This is a genomic window from Mesorhizobium sp. LMG17149 (genome assembly GCF_024518695.1).
Lineage (GTDB): Bacteria > Pseudomonadota > Alphaproteobacteria > Rhizobiales > Rhizobiaceae > Mesorhizobium.
Map to the genome: position 1 here is coordinate 1 of NZ_JANIFL010000013.1, position 23,900 is coordinate 23,900.

Here is a 23,900-nt window from a genome sequence, read left to right on the forward strand (position 1 = left end):
TTGCTGTTGCTTGGTGATGATGAACTCGGCCAGCAGCTCGGCATCCGAATGGCCTTCCCATAAGCCGAAGGAATCCTGAGTACGAATGAGCCGCAGGAGGCATTTGACGAACGGGGAAGCAAGGGCCTCGTCGTCCTTGTGGACAGCAGGGCCAACCGGTTCATGAGGAATCTCGCTTTTCCCCAATTTCAGTACTCCTCTTGAAGGACGATCTCTTTTTCTGCGATGTGTGGTTCGGGCGCTTGCGTGGGCGGGGAATGGCTTGGGCGAGCCGATCCCACGCAACAGTGTCCCGTGGCCGACCTCGAGCACGTCCACCAATGCGAGACCTTTCACCGCGGCGCGAACGCCTGCGCCGCGGTTCGACCCGTAAACGCAATGGAAATTCCACCTGCCGCAAGCCGCGCACTTTTGCGGCATCGACGTTATTGCTGCGAAGTGCGCCTGGGCGGGCGGATTTGCCGGTGTTCAATTCCAATTGTCATGCCCTTCGCGATCCTTGCTCAGGAAGTGACAGCGTTTTGAGTTTCGGAAGTCTTGTTTTGCGGAGCCACACAGAGACCCGCGTGACAGGCAGGCTCACCCGTGTAGTTGGCCAGGGCTTGGAGCAACGAGGTGAGGTAGCGCTGTTTGGTTTGGTCCGGCACTGGCTCCGAATGGTCCAGCGATTTGATTGCCACCTCGATCAACTCGATCGCCCGGTCCTTGTTGCCGCTCTCGTAATAATACTGAGCGACCGGAAAGTAACACCCGAATTTAAAGTCTCCATCGCCTTGCGGAGGATTAAGTTCCAGGATCTGTTCGGAGAGCTCCTTGCCCATCGCAAAGCGATCATCATGCGGAAGATGGGAGTTGTCGATCGTGGGATGGAAGAGTTGGTTCAGCGCCATCACCACCCAAGACATCGCTTCGAACTTTTTGTTGATCGCGTCCTCGACCAATTCGCGCATAAGCGGCAAGCCGGTTTTGATGTCGCGCAGCTTGTGAAGCAGAATATCCGCATGAACCCGCCGAAAATCAAAAGAGTCTGGCATCACGGCGAGGCCTTCTTCGATGGCCAATAGCGCCGCTGCCCAATCCTCGTCCTGCATCGCCGGCCCAAGTTTGGCGTATATCGGCTGACTCAGCGACGATTCGCGCACACGCGAGATTCGCTTTGCATCGACGGCTTTCGCTTCATAGCTGCTGCGCCAGCTGCCGTTAAGGACTTTCGGCAAAACGTCATCGAGAGGTGCCGGGTGGCCGATATAAGCGATGTGGCCGTCGCGGTCGACCACGAACGAGGTGGGAATCCCGAACGAAGAGCTGGGTTCCAGCCAGAGCTTTTTCATTTCGCCAGTGCAATCGAACGCTGTCCGATAATTCAGATTCGGGAACTTCTCGGTCAGCCAGGCATCCACGTTGGTCCGCGCTTCGTCCGCGGTTGCAGCCTTTTCGCAAGCTGCGACTCCGATAATCTCAAATCCGCTGTCTTTATATTTCTCCTGCAGTTCGATCAAATGGGGCATGGCGTGGACACATGGTCGGCACCAAGTCGCCCAAAATTCAACGAGGTAGACCTTGCCGGGCCGAAGGCTCGTGAGGGGCTCGCCACGCAGCCAGTTCTCCACTTTCAGCGCAGGAGCCGGGGACCCCATACGCAGTTCCATCTTGGTGTCCAAAGTCATTCCACACCTTTCGTCTCTTTTGTCGCGGAATATTTTCCAGTCAAAATCGGACACGGTCTCGAGGGCATTGCTCCCTCTCGCTTGCTTCAGCGGAGCTCTCACCGTGTTGCCGCACATCAAGCACGGCAAAGGGCATGCCAACCCTTCTTAGCTTCGGCAAGCGCCGGTACCGCCTTGAATAAGCGAGCCCTAACACGGCCAGCTGACGTTAACCTGAATGTCGGCTTTCGACGGCTCACCTTAGCGGCTGCCGTTTAGGAAGGTGAGAGTTTGGCTGGCCCGCTGGCGATAAGACCGGCTTCGGCGTCCTGGAGTAGTCGCACTTCGGCGATGGGGTCGAAAGTGCGGGAGAGGCTCGGTACCCTTGCAGCCACCGCCGCATGTGGCCCGGCGTCATAATTCGCGTCGCGGTTGCCAACGGCGGCGTTGGGCTCGATCCACGTGGCGTTGAGCCCGACAGCACGTAAAGCTGCATCGTGATTGAATGCCCTTTGCTGTTTCACGCCAAGCAGGAGTCGCGCGACGCTACCTTGCTCAAGCGCGAGCAGAGCGATCTGACGCCGTAGGAATATTGCTCGTCCCGCTTTTGCCGCCAGAGGCGGCAATCTTTCCTGAATGCCACCGCCGATCATCAATATCGACGAATCATATCCCGCTGCCCATTTGTTCGACTCCGAGGTCGGGCCAGCACTCCGTCAAGGGACGGTTGATGAACCCTAGATGCTCGGGATTGGCGCATGGCGCGCGCCGCAGAAGGCTGTCAAGGATGCGGCGCGCTCGCCAGGCCAGCAGCCCAAAGTTCGGATCAGCCAGCCCGCGCTGTCCAAGGCAGGCGTTCTGAACGAAAAGGCGTCGGTCTCGCGGTCCGTCCCAGTACACCGAAAAATCCTCGCCGATGGCGAGCTCATTGCCGATCTGTTCGAGGCGATCTGCGATCGGTTCTAGGAAACCCGGCAGCGGTTTCTCGTACCCGGTGGCCAGGATGACGATATCGGCGGTTACTTCTCCGATGTTGTCCAAGCCGCGTTGCAGCGTGAGCCTGTGCCCTGCTCCGGCATTGATGCAGCGCGACACGTTGCAACTTGGCCGCAATGTGATCTCGCATTGGTGTGGCTCGAGAAAGGCGTGGTGGTAGAGCGCCTGATAGACCGCGCGCAACTTGCTTTCTGAAATGCCCTCGGAGGCAAGCGCGAAACGCCGCAGGAACAGCTGTCGATGCACCTCGCTCATCGCAGCAAAACGATCCGAGAAGCATGGCGTGAACAGCCCGTTTGTGAACGCGTGGTCGTCGAAAGGCATCTCGCGCGTCAAGACCCATGTGATCGCCGCGGGCCGCCGTTCTTTCGGCCGGCCGACAAGGTGCAGTAGCAGCTCGGCTCCCGACTGTCCGCCGCCAACAACGCAGACATGCTTTTTTTGCACCTCAGGATTGATGTGGGCCAACTCAGATGAGTGGAACAGGTTGGGTCCAGTCCAGCCATGAAACTGAGGCGGAATTTGCGCCTGCTTGCCTATGTCGATGACGAGGTTTCTTGCATCAAGGACCGCGTTGTCCGTCCGCACGCGAAACTCGCCGTCAAAGCGGATTTCGCGAACGGCCTCGCCGCCACGGACAAGCGGATTCTTCTGGAACGCCCAGTTGAGATATTGGGCGAACTCGGCTCTAAGCACCCCGTGAAATTGCGCATTGAGGAAATTGTAAAGACGCCCGTTCTCGTGGAGGTAGTTTACGAATGTGTAGGCTGATCGCGGATTGACCAGAGTAACCAGATCCTGGAAGTGGCCGACCTGGAGCTCCGCGCAATCGAAAGCGCTGCCTGGATGTCCTCGGAAATCAACCTGCCGATCCAGGAACAGTGCCCCTTGCGCAATCTCTTCCTGTATCTGACACGCAAGGCTCAAATTAGATGGTCCAGCACCCACACCAATACAAAAGAGGTCCACTTATCCTTACTCCTCTAGGAGTGTTTTCCAACTCAGCGGCATGTTGACGTCGATCGCCGGGCATTGAGCAATGCGAACCTCACAGGCATGCTTGAGCCGCGGTCCCGACTGAGAGGACAGCAAAAGCGTGTGCCGCCTTCCAGGTCTTGGGCTCAATGTCGGCGGCATCGACAGCGGCGCGGCGTGATCCGAACCCAAGAGCAGAAGGAAAGTGTGTGATGCTGTCGCGCGGCTCTTCCGGATCTTACGGCGGCTTCTAGCGCCGGCCTCCACCCCAGGAGTGGCTGTTTCCCTGCCACGACGGAAGCGGCTCTTTCTTTCGAGGGGCGTAACCATGGATAACGGCTCTTAATGCTTTCGGAGACTCCCATGCATGCGACGTGCCGGATAAAGACCTGTCAAACCAACGAGTTCGCGCAGTTCCAGCTCGTCTGGAATCCGACATTGTCGCACGCCCGACGATCGGGCAGGGGAAGCTCCGCGGCAGCGGCCCTTGCACACCGCAGGCTGACAGGGACAGCCGCCGATTTGACGCGCGTCCGGGTACTGATAAGGGGCCTTCCAACAGGGTTCGCGCACGAGGCGGGGTCTCCTGGTACACCCCGCCCTGTGGCTTGGCTGCGGTCTGCTGCAGCCGTTCGTCTTTACTGCCCGTTGCGGCGATCTCGCACGAGTTGGTTCACGAGAGCGTCGTGAAGCAGTCGAGGCGTCCGGTTTGGCTCTGACAAGCGTCGCAAGATGTTCGCGGATCCAGCCATGTCTCCGCAATCCGACCGGTAACCGACGACGACTTCGGACTGGTTGGCGGTCCTACGACCTGATCGGTGTTCCTACGGAGCTGATCAGCGAGCCAAAAACAGCGGCAATGTGGTCTTCCCAAAGCTCCAGCTCGGCGGACCGCCGAAAATCCGCTCACGCAGCCCACGGCTGCCATAAGCACCCATGACCATCATGTCAGCACAGATGTCGTTCGCGTGCTGGGTCAGCACTGTGCCCGCCGATTTGCCGGCGCTCTTAAGCAGGTCAACGGAGACCCGAGCACCGTGCCGAGTAAGATAGGCAGCGATGTCAGCTCCAGACTGCGCGCCTTTCCCGTTGTTTTGCGCCTTTGGATCGACCATAGCGACACAGACTTCCCTGGCAGCGGATAGGATACTAAGAGCTTCCCGAACCGCACGCGAGGCCTCTACACGCGAATCCCAGCCGACCAGCACGCGTCGAGGCGACAGCGTCGCCTTAACGCCCTTCGGCACGATGAGCACCGGCTTTCCGCTATCGAACAAGCAGCCGTTGACAACAGGAGGTCCGAGAGTCTCATCGTTGAGGAGGTCTCCTCCAACGATCGTCAGGTCAGCGCAGAGCGCCCGCTGTCGTGCCACTTCACCGAGGCTAGCCGGATCGCAATAGTCGGTGTCAACGTCACAGGAAAGCGACATAGCTTTCAGCCTTTTGAGGATATCCGCGGACCGTCTTTCCATTCTGGTCACGTCCTGTGAAAATTTCTCGATTTGCTGAAATCGATAGTTCGGTACTGCAATTGCCTGTGCACGTCCTGTATCCCATTCGGGGGGCGGAGACGACATCAAGAGCAATGGAGGCGGTATAATGAGTACCGATAGGTGCGCGCCGACCTCGGCACACAGTCCGGCAGCTGTTGTGAGGTCCTCATCAGAATGATCAGCACCCGTCACACTGAATATGCTTTTAAATTCCATTTGCCTGCTTCTCCTGGTCTTCGTTAGGAGCGCCTCAAAGCGGCAACACCGCTCTCAGGAGGAAGAGAGAGCGGCACCACGTTCGATCACCGATTTCAGTCGTCCGGCTTCTCGAGCGAGTAGCCGGCCGACCTGACGGTGCGAATGACGCTGCCGGGCAAGGCCGTTTTCAGCGCCCTCCTGATTCGGCTGATATGGACATCGACGGTGCGTGCACCGACATGAATGTTGGGCAGCCAGGCCGCCCCGATAAGCTCGTCCCGGCTGAAGACCTTGCCGGGGGCCTCAATCATAAGCCGCAGCACGTTGAAATCGATCCGTCCGAGATGGATGTCGTGGCCATTACCGCGAACCCGATGGGCATCGAGCTTCATCTCCAGGCCTCCACAACAAATCCAACTGTCGTTTTCAACCCCGTTCGGACCACGCTTGGTCAGCCCGAGCCTCGCCCGCAGGCAGTCGAGCAGCTTGGCCGGAGCCACCGGCCGCACAAAGCTCTCAACGCCTGCCTTCAAGAGATCGAGGTGCTGGTGCTCGGCGCCAGGCGCGATCAGGGCGATGATAGGCAGGTCGGTGGTGCGCGGTTCCCGCTTGAGGTGGGCGCAAATTGCGGACCCGTTTATGCTGGCTGGGTCGCAATCCAGCACTACGGCCTGAAGCTCCCGTTGTTCGGCCAAGGCCAGCGCAGCCTTCGCGCCGTCTGCCGTCTCACTGCTGAAACCGTCAACCTCCAGTATGTGGCTGTAGAGCAGATAGAACTCGGCATCTTGCGAGCAGATCAGGACCAGCGGCTTTTTCATCGGCGATACCCCAACAACCTGGTCGGCCTCGAGTCCCTGGATCGAGGGGACTGGCCAACATAGTTTCTCGGGTCCGTCATGATGGCCTTTCTCGAAAATCGCGCCCATCATGCCAGCGCCACGTGGGGAAAGGTTTCGATGACTGAAATCGCATCGTCGACCAGCTTCGTACCGGCCGTGGCGAGCTTCAGGAGCGTCTCGAAGCCAAACCGGTGGACATCGCGCAGCGTTTTGGACAAAACGACCAGCCGTCCGGTCGTGAAAAGCACCCGACCAAAACCCTCATGGCTCACCTGGATCATCGGCGATGCCATAAGGCCGCAGCGCTCCTCGATCGCAAGCCCGATGGCGGCGTAGTACTTGTCGAGCCTCCACAGCACGTCGGGATCGGGATCTCCGATGATTGGGATCCCTCGGCGCTGTTCCTTGGTAATGATGAAGTCGCCCAGCAGCTCAGCGTCCGCTTTGCGTTCCCACGAGCCATAGGAATCCTGAGAACGGATCAGCCGCACGAGGCATTTGACGAACGGGGTGCAAAGAGCCGCCTCGTCTTCGGCGACAGCTGGGGGGATTGCGGGGTCAGGCATTGGCGTCCTCCTCTTTTCAGTCCTCGTCCTCGAAGGACGGTTTCTTTTCGGCAATGCCCGCTCGCGCCAGCACCTTGCGCAGCCAAGGCGGAGGACACGTCCTGAGCATCATCTGCGTGCGCAAGAGCACCTGTGGGATCGATTGGGGCTCCGCCACTTTGATCGGGTGGATTTTTGCCGCGACAAGCTTGGCTGCCGAAGGGCCGCCAATTGCCAGACAAAACAGGATCTGACAGCCCTTGAGCGCATCCACCTTTGGCGTGATGCGATCATCGCGCTCGGCCCGATGCTCCCCGCTTTCATCGGACACGTCATCGAAGGCCACGGCTTCTACGAGATTCCATTCCTCGCGCGTCACGTCGTAGACAGCAAAGCGCCTGGCCGACCCGAAATGGGCATTGAGGTCCTGCATGTCCTGAGTGGCGATCGCAACGCGCAATGCGCCCTTACGTCGTTCAGGCATCGGGGCGAAAACCTCATTACTGACCAGCGAGAGGCGGCGAACAGCGTTCATCGTGATATTTCTCGATTACGGAGTGGATCAAGCGCCTCAGGAGTGGGCGCGTGTTGGTTGGCCTGGAAGATGCTGGCGACCTCGAAGATCATGTCGCGGGTGCCCTGATAGAGAATTGCGAGCTTGTGCTGGCTGCCTAGTCGATCGAAGACCGGGAACCCGATGCGCATGAGCGGAATTCCGAGCCGCTCCGATGCTTGGCGCCCGTGCGAATGCGTGACAAGCAGGTCAGCACCGACGGCAAGACTTTCCAGATCGCCGAGATCGCCGATCTGAACCGAAACCGCCGGGACTTTCTTGAGAATTTTAGACCTGTCGGTCGTTGTGACGGCCGCGGCTATCTCGGAGCCGAGACCAGCAAAGAAGGTTGCAAGTTGGAACAGCTGGTCTGGTTCGGCAGCGATGGCAATTTTCTTGCCGCCGAAATGGAAATGTCCGTCGAGCATCGCGTCCTGCAATTGCGCCCGGCGCCGGCGCACGCGGGCCGGTACCGCCGCGCCCGAAATCGAAGACAGCAGCGACACGAAGCGGTCCGTGTCCTGCAGCCCAGTCAGTGACTGGAACAACACGTAAGGCACGCCGGTCAACCCGAGCAGCGCTGTCGCCGGGCGGCGCATGTGCTCACCGATGGCGATGCATCGCATGGCCGTACCCAACTCGCGAATGTCTTCGACGCTGGTGCCGCCGTATGTGGTCGCTACCCAGCGGTCAGGAACCGTACCGTCGAGCGAGCCTGAAATGTCGGGCAGAATAACCGGCTTGAGCCCAAAGCTTTCAACCATGTCCCGCATATGCTCGATGTCGGCGACAGAGAGGTTGCATCCGGGCAGGATTGCGATCTTCTTCGGGTGCCGCGCCCGTTCGCCCGAGCGCGTAATCCCTTCGATCATTGCGGTGACTGCCTTGGCCCAGCCCTCTTCGATCGCGCCGTCAAAATCCGGCGTGTTGGCCAGCACGACCTCCGTACCCGCAAGCTGTTGCGTGTGCTTCCGCATGATGTTGGCAATATCACCCGCGCAATCTTCGCCACGCGTCTCCACCAGCGCGGTCGTGCACACCCCGATCAGCGTTGGCTTCGTGCGGTTCTTGAGGTTGAGGATCGCCTCTTCCAGATGGTCGGCTGCGCCGAGGATGGTCGCCACCTCATCCATCGCCGTAGTCTGCAAGGGAATCGCTTCTTTGAAGTGCCGCACGAAGAGAACGAGCGCAAAGCTTGTGCAGCCTTGGCTGCCGTGGAACAGCGGCATCGCACCGTCGACGCCAAGAAAGGCAAAGGCGGCACCCAGCGGCTGCGACGACTTCAGCGGGTTGACTGCCGCCGATTTGCTCTGGGGAAGGATGCGGGCCATCGGTCGCCTCAACACTCGTGTGCCGTCGCGCAGGCGAATTCATCAAACAGGTACGCGGTCTCGTTCCTCGTGCACGGCAATTCGCCTATCAGCTCAGGCTGGCAATCCCACGGGGCCGGCTGGCGCACCTGAGACCAGATCGGATTGTGAATGGCGAGGTCGATCTGGCGTACGAGTTCCACCATGCCGTCATAGCCGGCATAAGGATGCTGGCGCTCCTGGTTGATATCGAGCCAGGGCGTCTTGGCCTTGAGCGCAATGAATTGCGTGCGACCGCCCGACAGCATGATATCGGCCCTGTGTTCAGAGAGCATGGCGTACAGCTCGCTCGCAGCCATGGATTCGAACAGGTGCTTGTCGTGCTTGAGAACTTGTTTGATGCGCTCCTTGTCCTGCACCGTAGATTTCTTGATCGAGGTGCCGACGATCTCGATTCCGATCTCCATCAGCGCATGGACAACCGACCAGGACTTCACACCGCCTGTGTTGAGCAGCACGCGCTTGCCTTGGAGCCTTTGCCGGTAGGATTCGAGTTTCTTCCACGCGATCGCCTCCTGCTGCGCGATCAGCGTCTCTGTGCGCTCGAGGATCTCCGGATCGGCGCCCTTCCTCACCAGCAGCCTGACAAGGTTTCGAAGAGCTTGCGATGTGTCGGAGATGCCATAGAAGGAGCCCTCGAAGAACGGGATGTCCCAGCGCTCCTCCATCTTGCGGGCAAGACTGATCAGCGCGGTCGAGCACACCATCATTGCCGCCCGGGCGCGGTGCGCGGAAGCAATGTCGCGGTAACGCGCATCGCCGGGAATGCAGGCGCGCACCCGAATCCCGAGCCGATCGAGGAGCGGCTTTACAAGCCAGAATTCGCCCGAGAGGTTGAATTCGCCAAGGATGTTGATGTCGTAGGGTCCGGGGTCGTCGGGTTCGACCGTGCCGATGACATGATCGAGCAACGCCTCGGCGGCGAGCTTATTGCCGAGGTTCTTGGAGCCTGCCAGGCCAGGCGCATTGATCGGCACCACGGCCAAACCGAACTTTTCCGTGGCGCGTTTGCACACGGCCTCGATGTCGTCACCGATCAGCGCCGTTACGCAAGTCGAGTAGACGAAGATCGCCGGCGGCGCGTATGTGTGCTTGATCTCGCGGATCGCCTTGAAGAGTTTCCGCTCGCCCTGCCCCATCACAAGGTCGAGTTCGGTGAGGTCGGTCGTGAAGCTTGTCCGCCACAAGGTCGGCCCTGACGAAACCGCACCACGGTTGTCCCAAGAATTGCCCTCGCAGGCGAGCGGCGCATGGACCAGATGCGCAACGTCGGTGATCGGCTGCAGGACGATCTTGGCTCCGTCAAAGGCGCAGCCGCCGGCTGCCGCCCCTGGTGTCAGCGACTTCGAGCAGCCCTCCTTGCGCGCCTTGGCATCTTTGCCACGGTTCTTATCGCAGGCGGGCTCATCGAAGGCGTCCTTGATTTTGGCGCTGAGGGAGGACATTGCTCAGCCTCCCCAGTCCATTGGGCAAGGAATGGCCTCGGCGAAAAGCCGGCCACGGCTCTTAGCGCGTGAGGTCATAGGAATAATCCGTCACACCCGTCTCGCTCGTCTCGCGATCGAGTTTGTCGAAGATCTTGTCGAGGATCGTCGTCAGCACGCGCAACGCTCCCTGGTAGCCAAAGAGCGCAAAGCGGTGATGATGGTGCCGATCGAAGATCGGAAACATCAGCCGGATCAGCGGTGTTCCGGTGTCGCGCTCCAGGTACTTGCCGTAGGAATTGCCGATCAAAAGGTCCACCGGCTCGGTAAAGAGCAGTGAGCGCAGCGCCCACAGGTCCTTGCCCGCCCAAACCTGGGCAGCCTTGCCGAAAGGCGAGGATGCTAGCAGCTTCTTCAAATCGGCTTCCCATGCCGAGGTGCCATTGGTGGCGAGGCAATGGGTTGGCTCGCCGCCGGTCTCCATGACAAAGCGGGCCATTGCGTGAACGAAGTCGGGATCACCGTAGATGGCGTATTTCTTACCATGCAACCAGGATTGGCTGTCCGCCATGGCGTCTACCAGTCGGCCGCGCTCGAGGCGAATTGCCTCGGGAATCTCCTTGCCGGAAATCGCCGCGACCTCCATCAGGAATTCGTCCGTCGCCTGAACGCCGAGCGGATAGTGGAACGAGGCCGTCGCCTGCCCGACCTCCTCGCAATAGCCCAGTGTCTTTCGGGTGTTGTGATGCTGCAGCGAAAGCGTTGCCTCGGCGTTGAGGGCCTTCTTCACCTCGTTGATCTTCGTGCCCCCGTCATACATGCGGTATTCACCGTCCGAAGGCGTATCGAACTGGTCAGAGGCATCCTGGATCAATGTATAGGACACGCCCATTACATCGAGCAGGCGCTTGAGCTCCCGGTTGTTGCCGACGCAGAAGCCGTCGAAGCCCGGAATGATGTTGATGGTTCCTTCGATTTGCGTACGCTCCTGACCTTTCCAGAAGTGCTCCAAAATGCCTTTGACCATGTTGTCATAGCCGTCGACATGACTGCCAACGAAGGCCGGGGTGTGGGCAAAGGGCACGTCGAAGTCGCGCGGGACTGAATCTTCGTCCTTGGCGTTCTGGATGAAGCTGTGCAGGTCGTCGCCAATGACCTCTGCCATACAGGTCGTCGACACGGCAATCATCTTGGGGTCGTAGAGCTGGTAGGTGTTGGCGAGCCCGTCGACCATGTTCTTCAGGCCGCCAAACACCGCCGCATCCTCGGTCATTGAGGAGGAGACCGCCGCGGCAGGCTCCTTGAAATGGCGCGACAGGTGCGAGCGGTAATAGGCGACGCAACCTTGGCTGCCGTGGACGAAGGACATGGTTCGCTCGAAGCCGGCGGCAGCGAATACCGCACCCAGCGGCTGGCAGGCCTTGGCCGGGTTCACGACAAGCGCTTTGCGGGCGAGGTTCTTTTCGCGGTATTCCCACGTCTGGGTGAAATCGCGCTGATCGGAAACGATTTCATCGGGGTGCGGACATTCGAAGTTTAGCTTCTTCTCAGCGAGCATCTTTCTGTATTCCGGCTCGCGGAACAGGGGAGCGTGATCGAGAATTTTTTCAGCCGACTGCGGCATGATGATTACCTCTTTTGCATCTGGCTGCGCGGGACGGCAGCTCAGGACGTCAAGACGTTCCAGGCTCCGGCGGATCAGAGGCCGCGGGAGTTCACCGTCTCAGTGGGAGACTGGGGCTGAAGCAAATGTTTATTCGGCAGCCATCGCCCGCTCATCGCCCCGGCTTCTTTTCCAAGGCGCGTGGAATAGGTCCCAGACCGGGTTGTTGATGGCGAGATCCACATCACGTGCGAAAATGGCAAAGCCATCGTAGCCGTGATACGGGCCTGAATAATCCCAGGAATGCATCTGGCGGAACGGTATGCCCATCTTCTGCACCGGGTATTTTTCTTTGATTCCCGAGCCGACCAGATTTGGGCGAATCCCTTCGATGAATTTCTCCAACTCATAGCCGGTCACGTCATCGTAGATCAGCGTGCCGTTCTTCACGTAGTGGCCGGTGCGCTGATAGTCGTCGCTGTGGGCGAATTCATAGCCGGTGCCCACGATGACCATGCCGAGGTCCTCGTAGGCCGTGACGACGTGGCGGGGGCGCAGGCCGCCGACATAGAGCATCACGGTATTTCCTTCCAGGCGCGACAGGTACTTGGCGATGACCGCATCAACAAGCGGCCTGTACTTGGCAATGACCTTTTCCGTCTTCTCCTCGATTTCCGGCCCAAAATGCTTGGCTATGTTGCGCAGAGAGGCTTCGATCTGGGAGGGACCGAAGAAATTGTACTCCATCCAGGCGACGCCATACTTTTCCTCCATATGCCGACAGATGTAATTCATCGACCGGTAGCAGTGGATAAGATTGAGCTTAGCCTTCGGGGCGCGCTCGATCTCTGCGAGTGTGGCGTCACCCGACCAGTTGCCAACCACGCGCAGCCCTATCTCCTCAAGCAGTATGCGCGAGGCCCAGGCATCGCCGCCGATATTGTAGTCGCCGATGACGTTGACGTCGTAGGGGCCGGCCTCGAACTTGACATCCTTTTTGTCGAAGACCCAATCCCGGATTGCATCATTGGCGATGTGGTGGCCAAGCGACTGCGAGACGCCGCGGAAGCCCTCGCAGCGTACCGGCACGATCGTCTTGTCATACTCCTTGGTCTTTTTGCGAGAAACGGCCTCGGTGTCATCGCCAATCAGGCCGATAGGGCATTCGGACTGCACGGTGATGCCGTTGTTGAGCGGAAACAAGACTTCAATCTCGTCAATGATCTGTTCCAGCTTCTTGTCGCCGCCGAAGACGATGTCCTTCTCCTGGAAATCGGAGGTGAACTGCATTGTCCCGAACGTGTCGACGCCCGTCGTACCGACGTAGTAGTTGCGGCGCTGCGACCAAGAATATTGGCCGCAGCCGACCGGGCCGTGCGAGATATGGACCATATCCTTGACTGGCCCCCACACCACGCCTTTCGAACCAGCATATGCACAGCCGCGAATCGTCATCACCCCGGGAATGGACTTGATGTTCGATTTGACGTCGCATTCGGAAAGGACCTCGCTTTCCCCGCCAGCCTCGTTGCCGCTCTTTGCGACGTTGAGGTGCTTCTTGCGGCGCTTCGCCGCCTTGTCGGGATAATGCGACAGCACCTCTTCGATAAGCTTCGCATGAAGAGCACCGTCATTCTCGTATTCCCGGCTCATGAGTCCCCCTTTCAAGGTTGGGTGACGCCTCAAAGAATAGGCGCCGTTCTCTGCAAGGCGCGCCGATTCATGGCAGCGCTAATGTCACTACTGGGCCGCCGCCTTCGCCGCTTCCTTGGAGTGAAGCTCGGCAAGCATCTGCTCGTCGGTCTTCATGATGCCGAAGTCGAGCAGCATCTCCTCCAGCTCCTCCATGGTGATCGGCGTCGGGATCGTACCCTGGCCCGAATTGGCGTGGATCTTCTCGGCCAGAGCGCGGTATTCCCCTGCCTGCTTTGAGTCCGGCGCGTACTGGATCACCGACATCTTCCTGAGTTCGGCATGTTGGACGATGTTGTCGCGGGGCACGAAGTGGATGAGCTTGGAATTCAATCGGCCAGCCAGTGCTTCGGCCAGATCGAGTTCGCGGTCGGTTTGACGTTCATTGCAGATCAGCCCGCCCAGCCGCACACCGCCCGAATGGGCATATTTGAGGATGCCCTTGGCGATGTTGTTGGCGGCATAGAGCGCCATCATCTCGCCGGACATGACGATATAGATCTCCTGGGCCTTGCCTTCGCGGATCGGCATGGCGAAGCCGCCGCATACCACGTCGCCGAGGACGTCATAGGAGACATAATCGACATCGTCATAAGCGCCATTCTCCTCGAGGAAATTGATCGAGGTGATGACGCCGCGGCCGGCGCAACCGACACCCGGCTCGGGGCCGCCGGACTCCACGCACTTGATGCCTCTGTAGCCCACCTTGAGCACGTCCTGGAGTTCGAGGTCTTCCACCGAACCTTCCTGTGCGGCGAGATCCAGGACGGTATCCTGAGCTTTCGAATTCAGGATCAAGCGTGTGGAATCGGCTTTGGGGTCGCATCCTACGATGAGGATTCTCTGCCCGAGGTCGACAAGGGCAGCGAGCGTATTTTGGGACGTGGTGGACTTGCCGATGCCGCCTTTTCCGTAAAAGGCGATCTGACGCAGACCTGACATAATAGCTTTCCTTCCTTCGTTCTAATCATCGCGACTGCCCGCGACACAAGTGCCGATAGGCAGCTCGTGCCGCCTCACACCAAGCATCGCAAAAAGCGTACCAGCGTGATCGGCCGATCCCAGAAGAAACTTTGTCATTAAATTCCAGCCGCTTAGACGGCAGCAAAACGCGCGAACGGGCCTTTCAGGCGTCTGTCACGGACACGACAAAGCCGACACAGATTGTCGTGCGCCATCCAAACCGCCGTGTGTCGAGCTCGAAGCGGGAGAATGGGGAAGTTAGCCCAAAGCTGATGGCGAGACCATCGGAAGACATCGGCTCTTGTCTTTCCAGCCTGCCATTGATCGGGCGGTCGCTGGATGAGCAGGAGCCTGGGGCTTGACCGCGGCGCGGGTAGTTCAGGCAGGCTTACAGAGCGGGAACGCCGGCGGCCGATAGACATCGGCGCTTAACCTTTCATAGCCCGTCTACAAGTTGGTTCCGCCGACGCGCTATATGGAAGCCAAATAATTCAGTAGCTTAGCCGAGAGCATTGATTTTTTCAGAAAGATACGTGTTATACGCGTATGAACCGCCGAACCCATGGTCGGCGCCCTCATGCGCGTGAGACCCCGTTGTGGGCGAGGCTCGCGACTGGCTGCACGATCCTAGCCGGCCTGCTTGCCATTGAGTTTGGTCCCGCCGCGGTAGGCTGCGGCATCAAGGGCAACATCAGCTACAACACTGGCAAGAAGATTATCACGTTCTTGGACAGGAATCTTACTGGGAGACACGCATCAACCTATTGAAGGGCGAGCGGTGGTTTTGTTCAGAGGAAGCTGCACGAAAGGCGGGCGGGCGGGCTTCGAGAGGTTAGTGTCGCGGCAGCTTGCAGATCTGCCCACGGGGCCGCCACGATCGCAAAGTGTGTACAAAAGCGCCCTCTCTGCCGAACTGAACAGTGCTCACGGCCATAGCCTCGGATGAGCCCGACTGGCTTGACCTCTGCATGATGAGAGCAGCTTTTACACCAGGTGCGCAGCACATGTCTTTAACGAACGCATCGTCTTCAAGAATATAGAGAGCAATTCGGAAAACCGAGCAGTTGGCGGCGAAGCTAGGAGAAGGTATACACCACCCTCTTGTTACCCCAGAGTAGAACGTGCAGCTGCGGCAAGACGCGGGCTTCGAACCACCTGTCGCTGGTCACCTTTTCTACCAGCGGTTCCATGCGCATCATATTCCGTCGGACTCGACAGAGACGTCTTCATTACCACGGCGGGGCGGCGTGTGATTGCCGGGTTGCAGACAAACCTCGCCGCGACGTCTTTGGGACGAGTGGTGTCGGCACCGAATCCCTATCATTTAGACTAGCCAGCTTGGGGAGCGCCGTCAGACCGCCAGACCGGAAGAGGAGGCTTCGCGCCAACTTGTGCCAAGAATGTTGGACCGTGCGGAACCGCTGGGGCGGCGCTCAACTCTGGCGCAGGATGAAGCGTCGATTGGGTGAATGAATAGGGCGCGCGTTCGACGGGTAGAGTGAGGCAAATCGCTGGATGTCTGCCGGATCAACGTCAACCGGTTCCATCGCCACCATCCACTCGACGTTTTCGGTGCACGGCGGCGTCGTCAGTGAGCCCTCATAAGTCCAATAGCCAAGCGAGGCTGGCAGAAGCCAGTTGGGATTCACCTCGTCGATCGTCACCTCCCCATTCGGCAGTTCGGGAAAGGCCGCAGCAAGGGCAGCAAAGCTGGCATTTGTCGCGCCGGGCGTTAAAAAGACGCCCAGCACGCCCAGAGTACCACTTTGCGTGTCCTTGTGAACGAAATGCACCTCCATCGGGAAGCTCTTGCCCGCCACGTGATGTTCGCTTGGCGCATGGAAATGGAACTGTACCAGTTCGTAGACACGATCGCCGCGGGTCAGCGTGCTGCCTTGTGGCATATTGATTTGAATGGTGTGGCCGTTGTTCACCATATTGCCGCCGCCCTTGTGCCAGCCGATGGCGATATGCGGGATATCCGCCTTGACCGCGCTGTTGATATTGATCGGCGATTGCTGCGTGCCGGCAGAGCATACGAAATTTTCCTTATCCAGATCAGCCCAGTGCTCCGGCCCGACCGGACCGGTGTACCCCCAATGGGCACTGGTCGCTTGGGCGGCTTGAACGCAAATCCGGCATGCGCCGAGCGCAACCAACCCTTTGATCAGGTGACGACGATACATATTACTTTTGCTCCTCTTGCGAACTGATGTTGGTGGCTGCCCTAATGGACGCGTGATGGCCAATCGGCGCGGCCAGTATTGTCCTTTGCAACTGATAGATGCCCGCATGCCTTGGCGTGCTTTCATAAGTGCGGCTGCCGTTTCTCGGCTGGCCGGCTTCTGCAGCCCGCAACGGGGGCAGTTTCAACCAGCTAAACGATAAAAAATTTGAGCAGACCAGCGCTTGACCCCCGCCGCAAAGGCACAGGCGAAGGTGATCACTGCGCGGCTGCCGTTCGCGCCGGAGGCCGCATCGCTATACTTTACACTCGCTGCCCAAGGAGACGCAGGCGACCCCAATACGTTTTCATCGCTACTCCCGACGCAGCCGACCCACGCCACGAAAACGTTGCTATATTTCACGTTGGGCCAATGAGGAAATCGATCTTCTTTATGGAAGGCATTTGCGCAATGGATGCATTCCCATGCTGACAGTCGTGCGTCAGGCCGGACAATGAGATACATCGATAAGAGCTGGACAAGGATGAGGGGATGACGTGCTTGCGACGGAGCAGGTGGGGCGAGAAGGCCAGTTCTTGCGGATTTCAACTTTGCGTGACGACAGCTCATCGGAGTCAAGGTGACACACGCCGGCAGCGGGGTGTCCGGGCGGTTTCCAGCCGCACAATCGCGAGACCGCTGACGCGAACAAAGCTCGGCTGTACTCGGCACGCGAAGAGAGCCTGCCAAGCCGTTGGAGCCCGGCCTTCCGGTGCGACGCAAGCCACAGACTAGACCGCCCTCTTGTTACCCCAAAGCAGAACGTGCAGCTGCGGCAACACGCGGGCTTCGAACCACCTGTCGCTAGTCACCCTTTCGACAAGCCATTCCATTCGCATCATTATTCCGTCCAAGTCGACAGAGGCGTCTTCACTGCCAGGGAGCGGCGGCGTGTGATTGCCGGGTTGCAGATAGATCGGAAGGTGCGGATATCTCGCCGCGACTTCTTTGGCGTAGGCATAGTCACTCTCGTCGAAAACGACGAGCTTGAGCACGATTTGCGGCTTCTCTTGCGCCGCTTCGAGGCATGCATCAAACGCAGCCCAACGGGTCGTCATCTCGCTGGACGGCGGCTTTGGGCTAAGGGTCAGCACGTCAAGATCCGCAAACCACTCCCTCACCACGGAACCCTGCGTTTCCAGTGCAAAACGATAGCCCTCGCGATGGCCTCGTTCTATGAGGGGACCGAACGGCTGAATGGCCGGGTTGCCGCCTGACAAGGAGACCATAACCGGCCTGCCGCCGGAAAGCGCATGGACGGTTTGCCACACGGCATCGATCGGCATCGGTAGCCATTCATGGCGATACTGATTGTCCACCGCGTGAAGGCTGTCGCACCATGAACAGCGATAATCACATCCGCCGGTTCTGATGAACACCGTCGGCAAGCCGATGAGCACGCCCTCGCCCTGGATAGTCGGCCCGAATATCTCGCTCACACGGATTGCGGGATGCATGTCGGTCACGGACGGTATTCCGCCCAAGTTTTCGGTGTTTCGCTAACGCGCACGGCCGCGGTCTGCGGCAGACGTGCCTTGCACCATTCATAGAAATGTCTGGCCAGGCATTCCGCCGTGACCTTCTCATGTCCCAGCACGTCGTTGAGGTGCCGATGGTCGAAGCTCTCGTCAATGTAGCGTTTGAGCGGCGCCAGATCGTGATAGTCGCGCACGAAGCCGTGGGCGTCCAGTTCCTTGGCCGACAGCTCCACTACGACGACATAGTTATGCCCGTGCAGGCGCGCGCATTGATGGTTGGGAGGCAAGGAGGTGAGCTGATGCGAGGCCGAGAAGTGGAATTCCTTGCTGATGTGGAACATTACGCGCGCCTCCTGCGCAGCGCCTCAAGCCAGAAATCGGCGTCCTCGTAGTCGGTGGGATCAGCGTGCCCGGCGAGATGGAACGCTTCGCGCCGCTCGACGCAGGTCCCGCATCGTCCGCAGTGACGCACGCCGCCCTTGTAACAGGACCAGGTCTCAGCAAACGGGGTGCCGTATCTTGCGCCATCCGCAACAATGTCAGCTTTTCCGAGATTCACATACGGTGCATAGAGGCGTATCTGCGCATAGCCGTCGAGCGCGCGGTCTTGCATTGTCTGGAAAGCTTCAATGAAGGCCGGACGGCAATCGGGATAGATGAAATGGTCCCCACCATGCACGGCCGCCGCCACCGCTTCGGCGCTGTGGGCGGCGGCGAGACCGAAGGCGATTGCCAACATGATGGCATTGCGGTTCGGCACCACCGTAATCTTCATCGTGTCTTCGGCGTAGTGGCCGTCCGGCACGTCGATACTGCTAGTCAGCGCTGAGCCGGAAAGGCCACGGCCAATTTCGCCGATGTCGATGATCTGGTGCGGGACCTTCAGTCGCTGCGCGCAAAGAGCGGCGAAGCCCAATTCCTTCCTGTGCCGTTGGCCATAGTCGAAAGATAGAAGGCCGGTGAGTTCGTGCTCCGCTGCCACCATGTGAGCAAGGGAAACGGAGTCCAATCCGCCAGAGCAGACGGCGAGAGTCTTCATCATTGGTATCCTTGTTTTGACCGGGTAAGGCTGCGACCGGAGATTTCTCTGCGCCCCCACTACTCCAGCGACTCAGTTTTGTGAACCGGGAGAATTTGCGCTCAGCCCGATTGGAACGGGAGTGCGTCGCGTCCAACACGCGTGATCAATAAAAGTTGAGCGCTTCAGCAGTTTGTTTCGCATCGCGCCAACTTTCGCAACCTGCTGTCCGATCGTCGACTTCGAGACAAGGTGATGTTCGGCCGACATCGGCTGACTCTTAATTAAGCCGCAGAACACATGTTGGCTTTCTGGCCTTCGCTTGTGCGGTTGGCGAGGGCGACATGGATGCCAGCAAATTTGACATTGGCGACATCCACCTGGAGAACCCTGCGCGGCGCGATTGAGGCCGCAGGCGAGCCTGCTCTACCTGCCGCCCTACAGTCCCGACTTCAATCCGATTGAGAACGCCTTCGCCCAACCTAAGGCGCTGCCGCGAGCAAAGGCCGAGATAACCATCAAGGCTCTATGGGACTGACGTTGCCCCAGCAGTTTTGAGTTCGTTTCCGGCGTGGGTTGTGCCCTGCTGGGCGGGTGAAGCGACGGGCGCTGGCGCGGAGCCTTTGGCATAGCGCAGCGCGAGCGACCGTCGCGGATTGAAGGTGCTGGCGAACTTGGCCGGGGTCTGCCAGGGGGGAGTGCGGCCGCGCGGTGTTGTAGTCGGCGTGCCACAGGGCGATGGCTACGCGCGCCTGAGCCAGCGAGGTGAACAGCGTCTCGTTGAGCAGTTCATCGCGCAGTCGGCCGTTGAAGCTCTCGATGAAGCCATTCTGCATCGGCTTGGCGGGCGCAATGTAATGCCATTCGACGCGGTTCTGATCCGCCCAGGAGAGGATGGCGTTCGAGGTGAACTCGCTGCCATTGTCGCTGACGATCATCCTGGGCCGGCCGCGCTGGTGATGAGCCGGTCCAATTCGCGGGCAACCCGCATGCCCGAGAGAGACGTATCAACGATGAGTGCCAGGCACTGTCTCGTGCAGTCGTCGACGACGGCCAGGATGCGGAAGCGGCGCCCGTCGGTGAGCTGGTCCGATACGAAGTCGAGCGACCAGCGCTCGTCGGGCCTCAGCGGCACCAGCATCGGCGCCCTGGTCCCGATCGCCCGTTTGCGGCCGCCACGGCGGCGAACGGCGAGCTTCTCCTCCCGATAGAGCCGGAACAGCTTCTTGTGGTTCACGACCAGGCCCTCCCGCCTCAGCATCACGAGAAGACGCCGGTAGCCGAACCGGCGACGCTCCTGCGCGATCGCCTTCATCCGCTCGCGAACCTCCCGGTCGTCCGGCCTGCTGGTCTGGTAGCGAACCGTCATGCGGCAACAGCCGATGGCTTTACACGCCCGCCGTTCGCTCATCCCGAAGCCTTCCTTCAGGCGAGCGACAGCTTTCCGCTTGGCGGCGGGCGTCACCATTTCTTTCCCACAAGGTCCTTCAACGCGGCATTGTCGAGCATGGCGTCGGCCAAAAGCCGCCTCAGGCGCGTGTTCTCGTCCTCCAGCGCCTTCAGGTCGCCGAGCCTCGGTGACATCCATCCCGCCGAAGCGGGCCTTCCAATTGTAGATCGAGGCGTCGCTGACCCCGTGCTTGCGGCACAGATCGCCAACCGATACCCCGGCCTCGTGTTTCTTCAAAATTCCGATGATCTGCTCTTCAGAGAAGCGGCTGCGTTTCATGTCCTGGTCCTCTGGATGGGCCAGAACGAACTTCAAACCGGATTAGATCAGAGGGGCAAGGTCAGGACGCCTCGGCGCGGTCGTCGACCTCTTCACCCCAGCCGAATGTGCCAACTACTTCAAAGCCGCAGGATATGACCTGGATCAGATAGGACGTGCTCCAATGGTTTACACCTGACACAGGAGTCCGGCCCCCACAACCGTTTCGCAATGAGGAGCAGCGCTGCCGCTGCTCCTCCAATCACACGACGGATTCACGATGCGGCAACTCGAGCCATGATTTCGGATCGAATGGCCGATGCGGTGTATAGTGAGGCATCCAGCGGCAAATCCCCAAATGCCAGTTGACACAGAAGATAATTAGCACCTGCCTCTTCCAGCTGATCAAGGAGAGCTTTTCGGACAGAATCTGCCGTTCCCACGACGCACAATTCACTTTCAATTGCTGCATCGAAGTTCAAAGGCAAGTTTGGTGGAGTGGAAATGGCATTTAGTTCGTATAGAAATTTGAAGCTATTGAGCCATCGTTCATAGGCAGGTGCTGCGAGCAAATACGCATCTGTTTCAGAACGCCCTATCACCACCATTCGGAGCAATCCAAGAAATGGCGCTTGCTGGCCAATGTCAGCATCGTGAATTCGGGCGGCGCGGAACGCGTCGGTAACGCTGCGAACAGAAGTGGAAGGTCCGACGCAGGCGATGTTTGCCCCATTCGCAGCGGCCCAGCTAGCCGGCTCGGGTCGATTGGTGGCGATCCATGTCGGCGGATGGGGATATTGGTGAGGTCTCAACGTCAGCGGAACATCTTTCAACTCAAAGTGGCGGCCCTGATAAGAAAGCGTCCCGCCTTTCATCGCATTGATGAGAATCTCACTGGCCTCCGCATACTGTTCTGGTGCTGCTTCTACAGCAACCCCGAAGTATCCCAATTCAGTGGGAGCAGAGCCGCGCCCTATGCCGAGTTCAAGCCTGCCGCCGCTCAACTGATCAAGCATGCAGATCTCCTCGAAGGCACGCAGCGGATGATAGAGCGCAAGTAGCATTACCATGGGACCAACACGAAGACTGCGGGTTCGCTGGGCGACGCTCGCTAAGAACAAATTCGGTGATGGACCTCTGCCATGCGGCGTACAGTGGTGCTCGGCGAGATGATACGCATAAAAGCCATAGCCATCGCACGCTTCTGCTAGGCTCAGCCGATCTGCATATTGTTGTGCGATGTCATCGCCGTTTTCGTCCAGATGATCGAAGATGCCGAAGGTCAGGCCCGAAGCGGAAATTTTCTTCAATTAATTGTTCTCCAAATTACCTATATTTATTCGCTAATCATCATAGCTCACGACATATCATTACTTGATGCTTAATGTGAATCGACTTCATGCTTGTGAGCACCGCGATTCTTCTTAAAGTTCATACAGACGCGTTCGGCGGCAGCAAGGAATTTGTCCATCTGCTCTGTGGTGCCAATGCTGACGCGAATACAGTTCTTCAAATCTACGTCAGGAAAGCTGGCGATGAGGATCGCCTGCTCTTTCAACGCGGCTTGCCAGCATGAGCCCTCCTGTCCCGCCGGCACACGGGCCAGCAAAAAGTTTGCGTGGGAGGGTGTTACGGAAAAGCCAAGTTGCAACAGCGCCAGGGTCACTCGCTGTCGTTCATGCTTGATGTGCCTGTGGTTCTCTTCGTAGGCGTGGCGATGCGCAAGAATGCTTTTCCCGACCGCCTGCCCGATCACGTTCATGTTGAAGACATTCTGGATGTTGCGCAGCCTGCCAATGATTTCTGGGTGACCGAAACCGAAGCCGACTCGCACGCCAGCGGCAGCATAGCTCTTTGAAAAAGTCCTCAAGATCAAAAGATTCGGATGTCTATTGACGAGGCGCAGGGCATGGTCGGGTGCGAAGTCAACGTAGGCCTCATCCAAGACGATCAAGCGATCTGCTTGCTCCACAAGGCGTTCGATTTCGGCCACCGGCACGAATGTTCCGGTCGGATTGTTCGGATTAGCCAACAGAATGAACTTCGCGTCTTTTGCGGGGCCGGACAGCAGTTTTTCTATCGGCAGGGGATGAGCTTCGCTCGATGCGATTTCGAGAAACTCGGCACCCTGCAACATGGCAAGTTTACGGTTGAACGAAAATCCGGGCGACAGCATTGCCACTCTATCTCCTGGGGCGAGGAAAGCTCTGTAGATGAGTCCGAGCAGCTCCGACGAACCGTTGCCGGCAATCACCTGATCTTTGGAAAATCCGTAAGCATCGGAGGCAGCTGCCCTTAAGCTGAGATTGTCGTCTTCCGGATAAAGATACTGGTGTTCGATCGCAGCAATTGCACTTTGCATTACGCTCTTCGGCAACGGAAACGGGTTCTCGTTCGTATTTAGCTTAACGCAATTTGCATCCGTCGCTGGTCCGTTGGACGAGAGAGCATCTAATTTGCTGGCCACCGGCGAAAAAAGCGAAAGCACGGTCTTCAGTTTTGCATCGCACATGTTCTTCTCCGTTTTTCAGTCCCGCAGGGCATGTGACATGAGGCAATCGTTGATCGTGACTTGATCGACGTTCGGCTATATCAGCGCTGCCTTCCCACCCTGGTGGGGATCGCCGACCACGGTTTGGATTTGACACCGGGAAGCTGTCGAGAACCTGATGACGACCCAACGTTTGGCCGACGGCCGATTCGGCGCAACAGACGGTGTTTCAACATCGCATCGTCCTCAAAGCCGCATGCAGGGCCTGCACGACAGCCCGTCTCCAGCGCCCGCAGATAGGTGGAAGCCGAAGTCTTGCCGAACCTCAGTTGCTCTGCCACCTTGGCCCACCGGACTGCCCTGTTTATGGGTCAGGCGCAGGATATCTCTGACGCTCGTTCGTCTTGCTTGCTTCCGTCTTGGCATGGGCTCTCTCGGTTTGCTGATGAGAGAGCCAAATACCGGCTCATCTGAGCATGAGACGCAGGCCTGACGATATGGAGCGTCGCTGGTGGCGCGCGTAGCCAAGAGGGTTCGCCTCGCTGGCGGGGCATGCAAGACGGCGCACCTCCTTAGCCATCCTGTCCCATCGTCTCAGATCGTGAGGCGCACCTTATAGTCGGTGAGGAGATCTTGCAGGGTCAGGTTACGCCCTAGCGCTTAAGGTTGTTGGTCGCACCGAG

Annotated in this window: 18 protein-coding genes and 4 pseudogenes; 1 reads left to right on the plus strand and 21 read right to left on the minus strand. The window is 58.8% G+C overall.

What is annotated here, in order from left to right:
* From NP945_RS26470 to queC, 18 genes and pseudogenes are all read right to left on the minus strand, one after another.
* Positions 1-186: pseudogene (locus NP945_RS26470) on the minus strand (hypothetical protein); the annotation flags it as partial.
* A gap of 317 nt (positions 187-503) precedes the next feature.
* Positions 504-1,649, minus strand: coding sequence for a TlpA disulfide reductase family protein (locus tag NP945_RS26475; RefSeq protein ID WP_063170388.1), 1,146 nt, complete (start codon positions 1,647-1,649; stop codon positions 504-506).
* Positions 1,650-1,921: 272 nt separating this feature from the next.
* A complete protein-coding gene (locus NP945_RS26480; RefSeq protein WP_256747993.1) occupies positions 1,922-2,299 on the minus strand; it encodes a hypothetical protein in 378 nt (125 codons plus the stop codon).
* Between the two features lie 13 nt (positions 2,300-2,312).
* Complete coding sequence (locus NP945_RS26485) at positions 2,313-3,611, minus strand: SidA/IucD/PvdA family monooxygenase (RefSeq protein WP_256747994.1); 1,299 nt, start codon at positions 3,609-3,611, stop codon at positions 2,313-2,315.
* 842 nt (positions 3,612-4,453) lie between these two features.
* Entirely contained in the window at positions 4,454-5,326 is an 873-nt protein-coding gene (locus NP945_RS26490) for a universal stress protein (protein ID WP_256747995.1), read from the minus strand.
* A gap of 95 nt (positions 5,327-5,421) precedes the next feature.
* Positions 5,422-6,237, minus strand: a complete 816-nt coding sequence (locus NP945_RS26495) for a response regulator transcription factor (RefSeq protein ID WP_063169370.1) — start codon at positions 6,235-6,237, stop codon at positions 5,422-5,424.
* Positions 6,234-6,713 (minus strand): NifX-associated nitrogen fixation protein, encoded by a 480-nt coding sequence (locus NP945_RS26500; RefSeq protein ID WP_024505267.1) that lies wholly within the window; start codon positions 6,711-6,713, stop codon positions 6,234-6,236. Before NP945_RS26500 ends, NP945_RS26495 begins: the two co-directional genes overlap by 4 nt.
* Before the next feature lie 16 nt (positions 6,714-6,729).
* Positions 6,730-7,227: a nitrogen fixation protein NifX gene (gene nifX, locus NP945_RS26505; RefSeq protein ID WP_126097324.1), complete on the minus strand. Its 498-nt coding sequence runs from the start codon at positions 7,225-7,227 to the stop codon at positions 6,730-6,732.
* A complete protein-coding gene (gene nifN / locus NP945_RS26510) occupies positions 7,224-8,576 on the minus strand; it encodes a nitrogenase iron-molybdenum cofactor biosynthesis protein NifN (protein ID WP_256747996.1) in 1,353 nt (450 codons plus the stop codon). The genes nifX and nifN overlap by 4 nt, the downstream gene beginning before the upstream one ends.
* Before the next feature lie 8 nt (positions 8,577-8,584).
* Positions 8,585-10,060 (minus strand): nitrogenase iron-molybdenum cofactor biosynthesis protein NifE, encoded by a 1,476-nt coding sequence (gene nifE / locus NP945_RS26515; RefSeq protein WP_256747997.1) that lies wholly within the window; start codon positions 10,058-10,060, stop codon positions 8,585-8,587.
* Between the two features lie 61 nt (positions 10,061-10,121).
* Complete coding sequence (nifK, locus tag NP945_RS26520) at positions 10,122-11,663, minus strand: nitrogenase molybdenum-iron protein subunit beta (protein ID WP_024505263.1); 1,542 nt, start codon at positions 11,661-11,663, stop codon at positions 10,122-10,124.
* 129 nt (positions 11,664-11,792) lie between these two features.
* Positions 11,793-13,295 (minus strand): nitrogenase molybdenum-iron protein alpha chain, encoded by a 1,503-nt coding sequence (gene nifD, locus NP945_RS26525; protein ID WP_024505262.1) that lies wholly within the window; start codon positions 13,293-13,295, stop codon positions 11,793-11,795.
* A gap of 87 nt (positions 13,296-13,382) precedes the next feature.
* Positions 13,383-14,276 carry a nitrogenase iron protein gene (gene nifH, locus NP945_RS26530; protein ID WP_024505261.1) on the minus strand — a complete coding sequence of 298 codons (894 nt, stop codon included), beginning with the start codon at positions 14,274-14,276 and terminating at the stop codon, positions 13,383-13,385.
* Positions 14,277-15,373: 1,097 nt separating this feature from the next.
* A pseudogene (locus NP945_RS26535) lies at positions 15,374-15,570 on the minus strand (7-carboxy-7-deazaguanine synthase QueE); the annotation flags it as partial.
* Positions 15,571-15,730: 160 nt separating this feature from the next.
* Positions 15,731-16,483, minus strand: coding sequence for a carbonic anhydrase (locus NP945_RS26540; protein WP_063169372.1), 753 nt, complete (start codon positions 16,481-16,483; stop codon positions 15,731-15,733).
* A 770-nt stretch (positions 16,484-17,253) separates the two neighbouring features.
* Complete coding sequence (gene queE, locus NP945_RS26545) at positions 17,254-17,979, minus strand: 7-carboxy-7-deazaguanine synthase QueE (RefSeq protein WP_164548811.1); 726 nt, start codon at positions 17,977-17,979, stop codon at positions 17,254-17,256.
* 5 nt (positions 17,980-17,984) lie between these two features.
* The gene (gene queD / locus NP945_RS26550; RefSeq protein ID WP_063169374.1) at positions 17,985-18,341 is read right to left on the minus strand and encodes a 6-carboxytetrahydropterin synthase QueD; all 357 of its coding nucleotides are present in this window, start codon (positions 18,339-18,341) and stop codon (positions 17,985-17,987) included.
* Entirely contained in the window at positions 18,341-19,039 is a 699-nt protein-coding gene (gene queC, locus NP945_RS26555) for a 7-cyano-7-deazaguanine synthase QueC (protein WP_063170389.1), read from the minus strand. Before queC ends, queD begins: the two co-directional genes overlap by 1 nt.
* Positions 19,040-19,433: 394 nt before the next feature.
* Here queC and NP945_RS26560 point away from each other — a divergent pair.
* Positions 19,434-19,553, plus strand: a pseudogene (locus NP945_RS26560) (transposase); the annotation flags it as partial.
* Here the strand turns inward: NP945_RS26560 and NP945_RS26565 are convergent.
* The 3 genes and pseudogenes from NP945_RS26565 to hisC form a co-directional block, all read right to left on the minus strand.
* A pseudogene (locus NP945_RS26565) lies at positions 19,545-20,747 on the minus strand (IS3 family transposase). The pseudogenes NP945_RS26560 and NP945_RS26565 sit on opposite strands and share 9 nt — an antisense overlap.
* Before the next feature lie 254 nt (positions 20,748-21,001).
* Positions 21,002-22,036, minus strand: coding sequence for an LLM class flavin-dependent oxidoreductase (locus tag NP945_RS26570; protein WP_095484287.1), 1,035 nt, complete (start codon positions 22,034-22,036; stop codon positions 21,002-21,004).
* A 71-nt stretch (positions 22,037-22,107) separates the two neighbouring features.
* Positions 22,108-23,238: a histidinol-phosphate transaminase gene (hisC, locus tag NP945_RS26575; RefSeq protein ID WP_256747998.1), complete on the minus strand. Its 1,131-nt coding sequence runs from the start codon at positions 23,236-23,238 to the stop codon at positions 22,108-22,110.
* Positions 23,239-23,900 lie beyond the last annotated feature (662 nt).

What these genes read in the sequence shown, in the direction of transcription:
- NP945_RS26475 (WP_063170388.1), bottom strand. Translation starts at nt 1,649, where the DNA reads ATGGAACTGCGTATGGGGTCCCCGGCTCCTGCGCTGAAAGTGGAGAAC.
- NP945_RS26480 (WP_256747993.1), bottom strand. Translation starts at nt 2,299, where the DNA reads ATGATCGGCGGTGGCATTCAGGAAAGATTGCCGCCTCTGGCGGCAAAA.
- NP945_RS26490 (WP_256747995.1), bottom strand. Translation starts at nt 5,326, where the DNA reads ATGGAATTTAAAAGCATATTCAGTGTGACGGGTGCTGATCATTCTGAT.
- NP945_RS26495 (WP_063169370.1), bottom strand. Translation starts at nt 6,237, where the DNA reads ATGATGGGCGCGATTTTCGAGAAAGGCCATCATGACGGACCCGAGAAA.
- NP945_RS26500 (WP_024505267.1), bottom strand. Translation starts at nt 6,713, where the DNA reads ATGCCTGACCCCGCAATCCCCCCAGCTGTCGCCGAAGACGAGGCGGCT.
- nifX (WP_126097324.1), bottom strand. Translation starts at nt 7,227, where the DNA reads ATGAACGCTGTTCGCCGCCTCTCGCTGGTCAGTAATGAGGTTTTCGCC.
- nifN (WP_256747996.1), bottom strand. Translation starts at nt 8,576, where the DNA reads ATGGCCCGCATCCTTCCCCAGAGCAAATCGGCGGCAGTCAACCCGCTG.
- nifE (WP_256747997.1), bottom strand. Translation starts at nt 10,060, where the DNA reads ATGTCCTCCCTCAGCGCCAAAATCAAGGACGCCTTCGATGAGCCCGCC.
- nifK (WP_024505263.1), bottom strand. Translation starts at nt 11,663, where the DNA reads ATGCCGCAGTCGGCTGAAAAAATTCTCGATCACGCTCCCCTGTTCCGC.
- nifD (WP_024505262.1), bottom strand. Translation starts at nt 13,295, where the DNA reads ATGAGCCGGGAATACGAGAATGACGGTGCTCTTCATGCGAAGCTTATC.
- nifH (WP_024505261.1), bottom strand. Translation starts at nt 14,276, where the DNA reads ATGTCAGGTCTGCGTCAGATCGCCTTTTACGGAAAAGGCGGCATCGGC.
- NP945_RS26540 (WP_063169372.1), bottom strand. Translation starts at nt 16,483, where the DNA reads ATGTATCGTCGTCACCTGATCAAAGGGTTGGTTGCGCTCGGCGCATGC.
- queE (WP_164548811.1), bottom strand. Translation starts at nt 17,979, where the DNA reads ATGCATCCCGCAATCCGTGTGAGCGAGATATTCGGGCCGACTATCCAG.
- queD (WP_063169374.1), bottom strand. Translation starts at nt 18,341, where the DNA reads ATGTTCCACATCAGCAAGGAATTCCACTTCTCGGCCTCGCATCAGCTC.
- queC (WP_063170389.1), bottom strand. Translation starts at nt 19,039, where the DNA reads ATGAAGACTCTCGCCGTCTGCTCTGGCGGATTGGACTCCGTTTCCCTT.
- hisC (WP_256747998.1), bottom strand. Translation starts at nt 23,238, where the DNA reads ATGTGCGATGCAAAACTGAAGACCGTGCTTTCGCTTTTTTCGCCGGTG.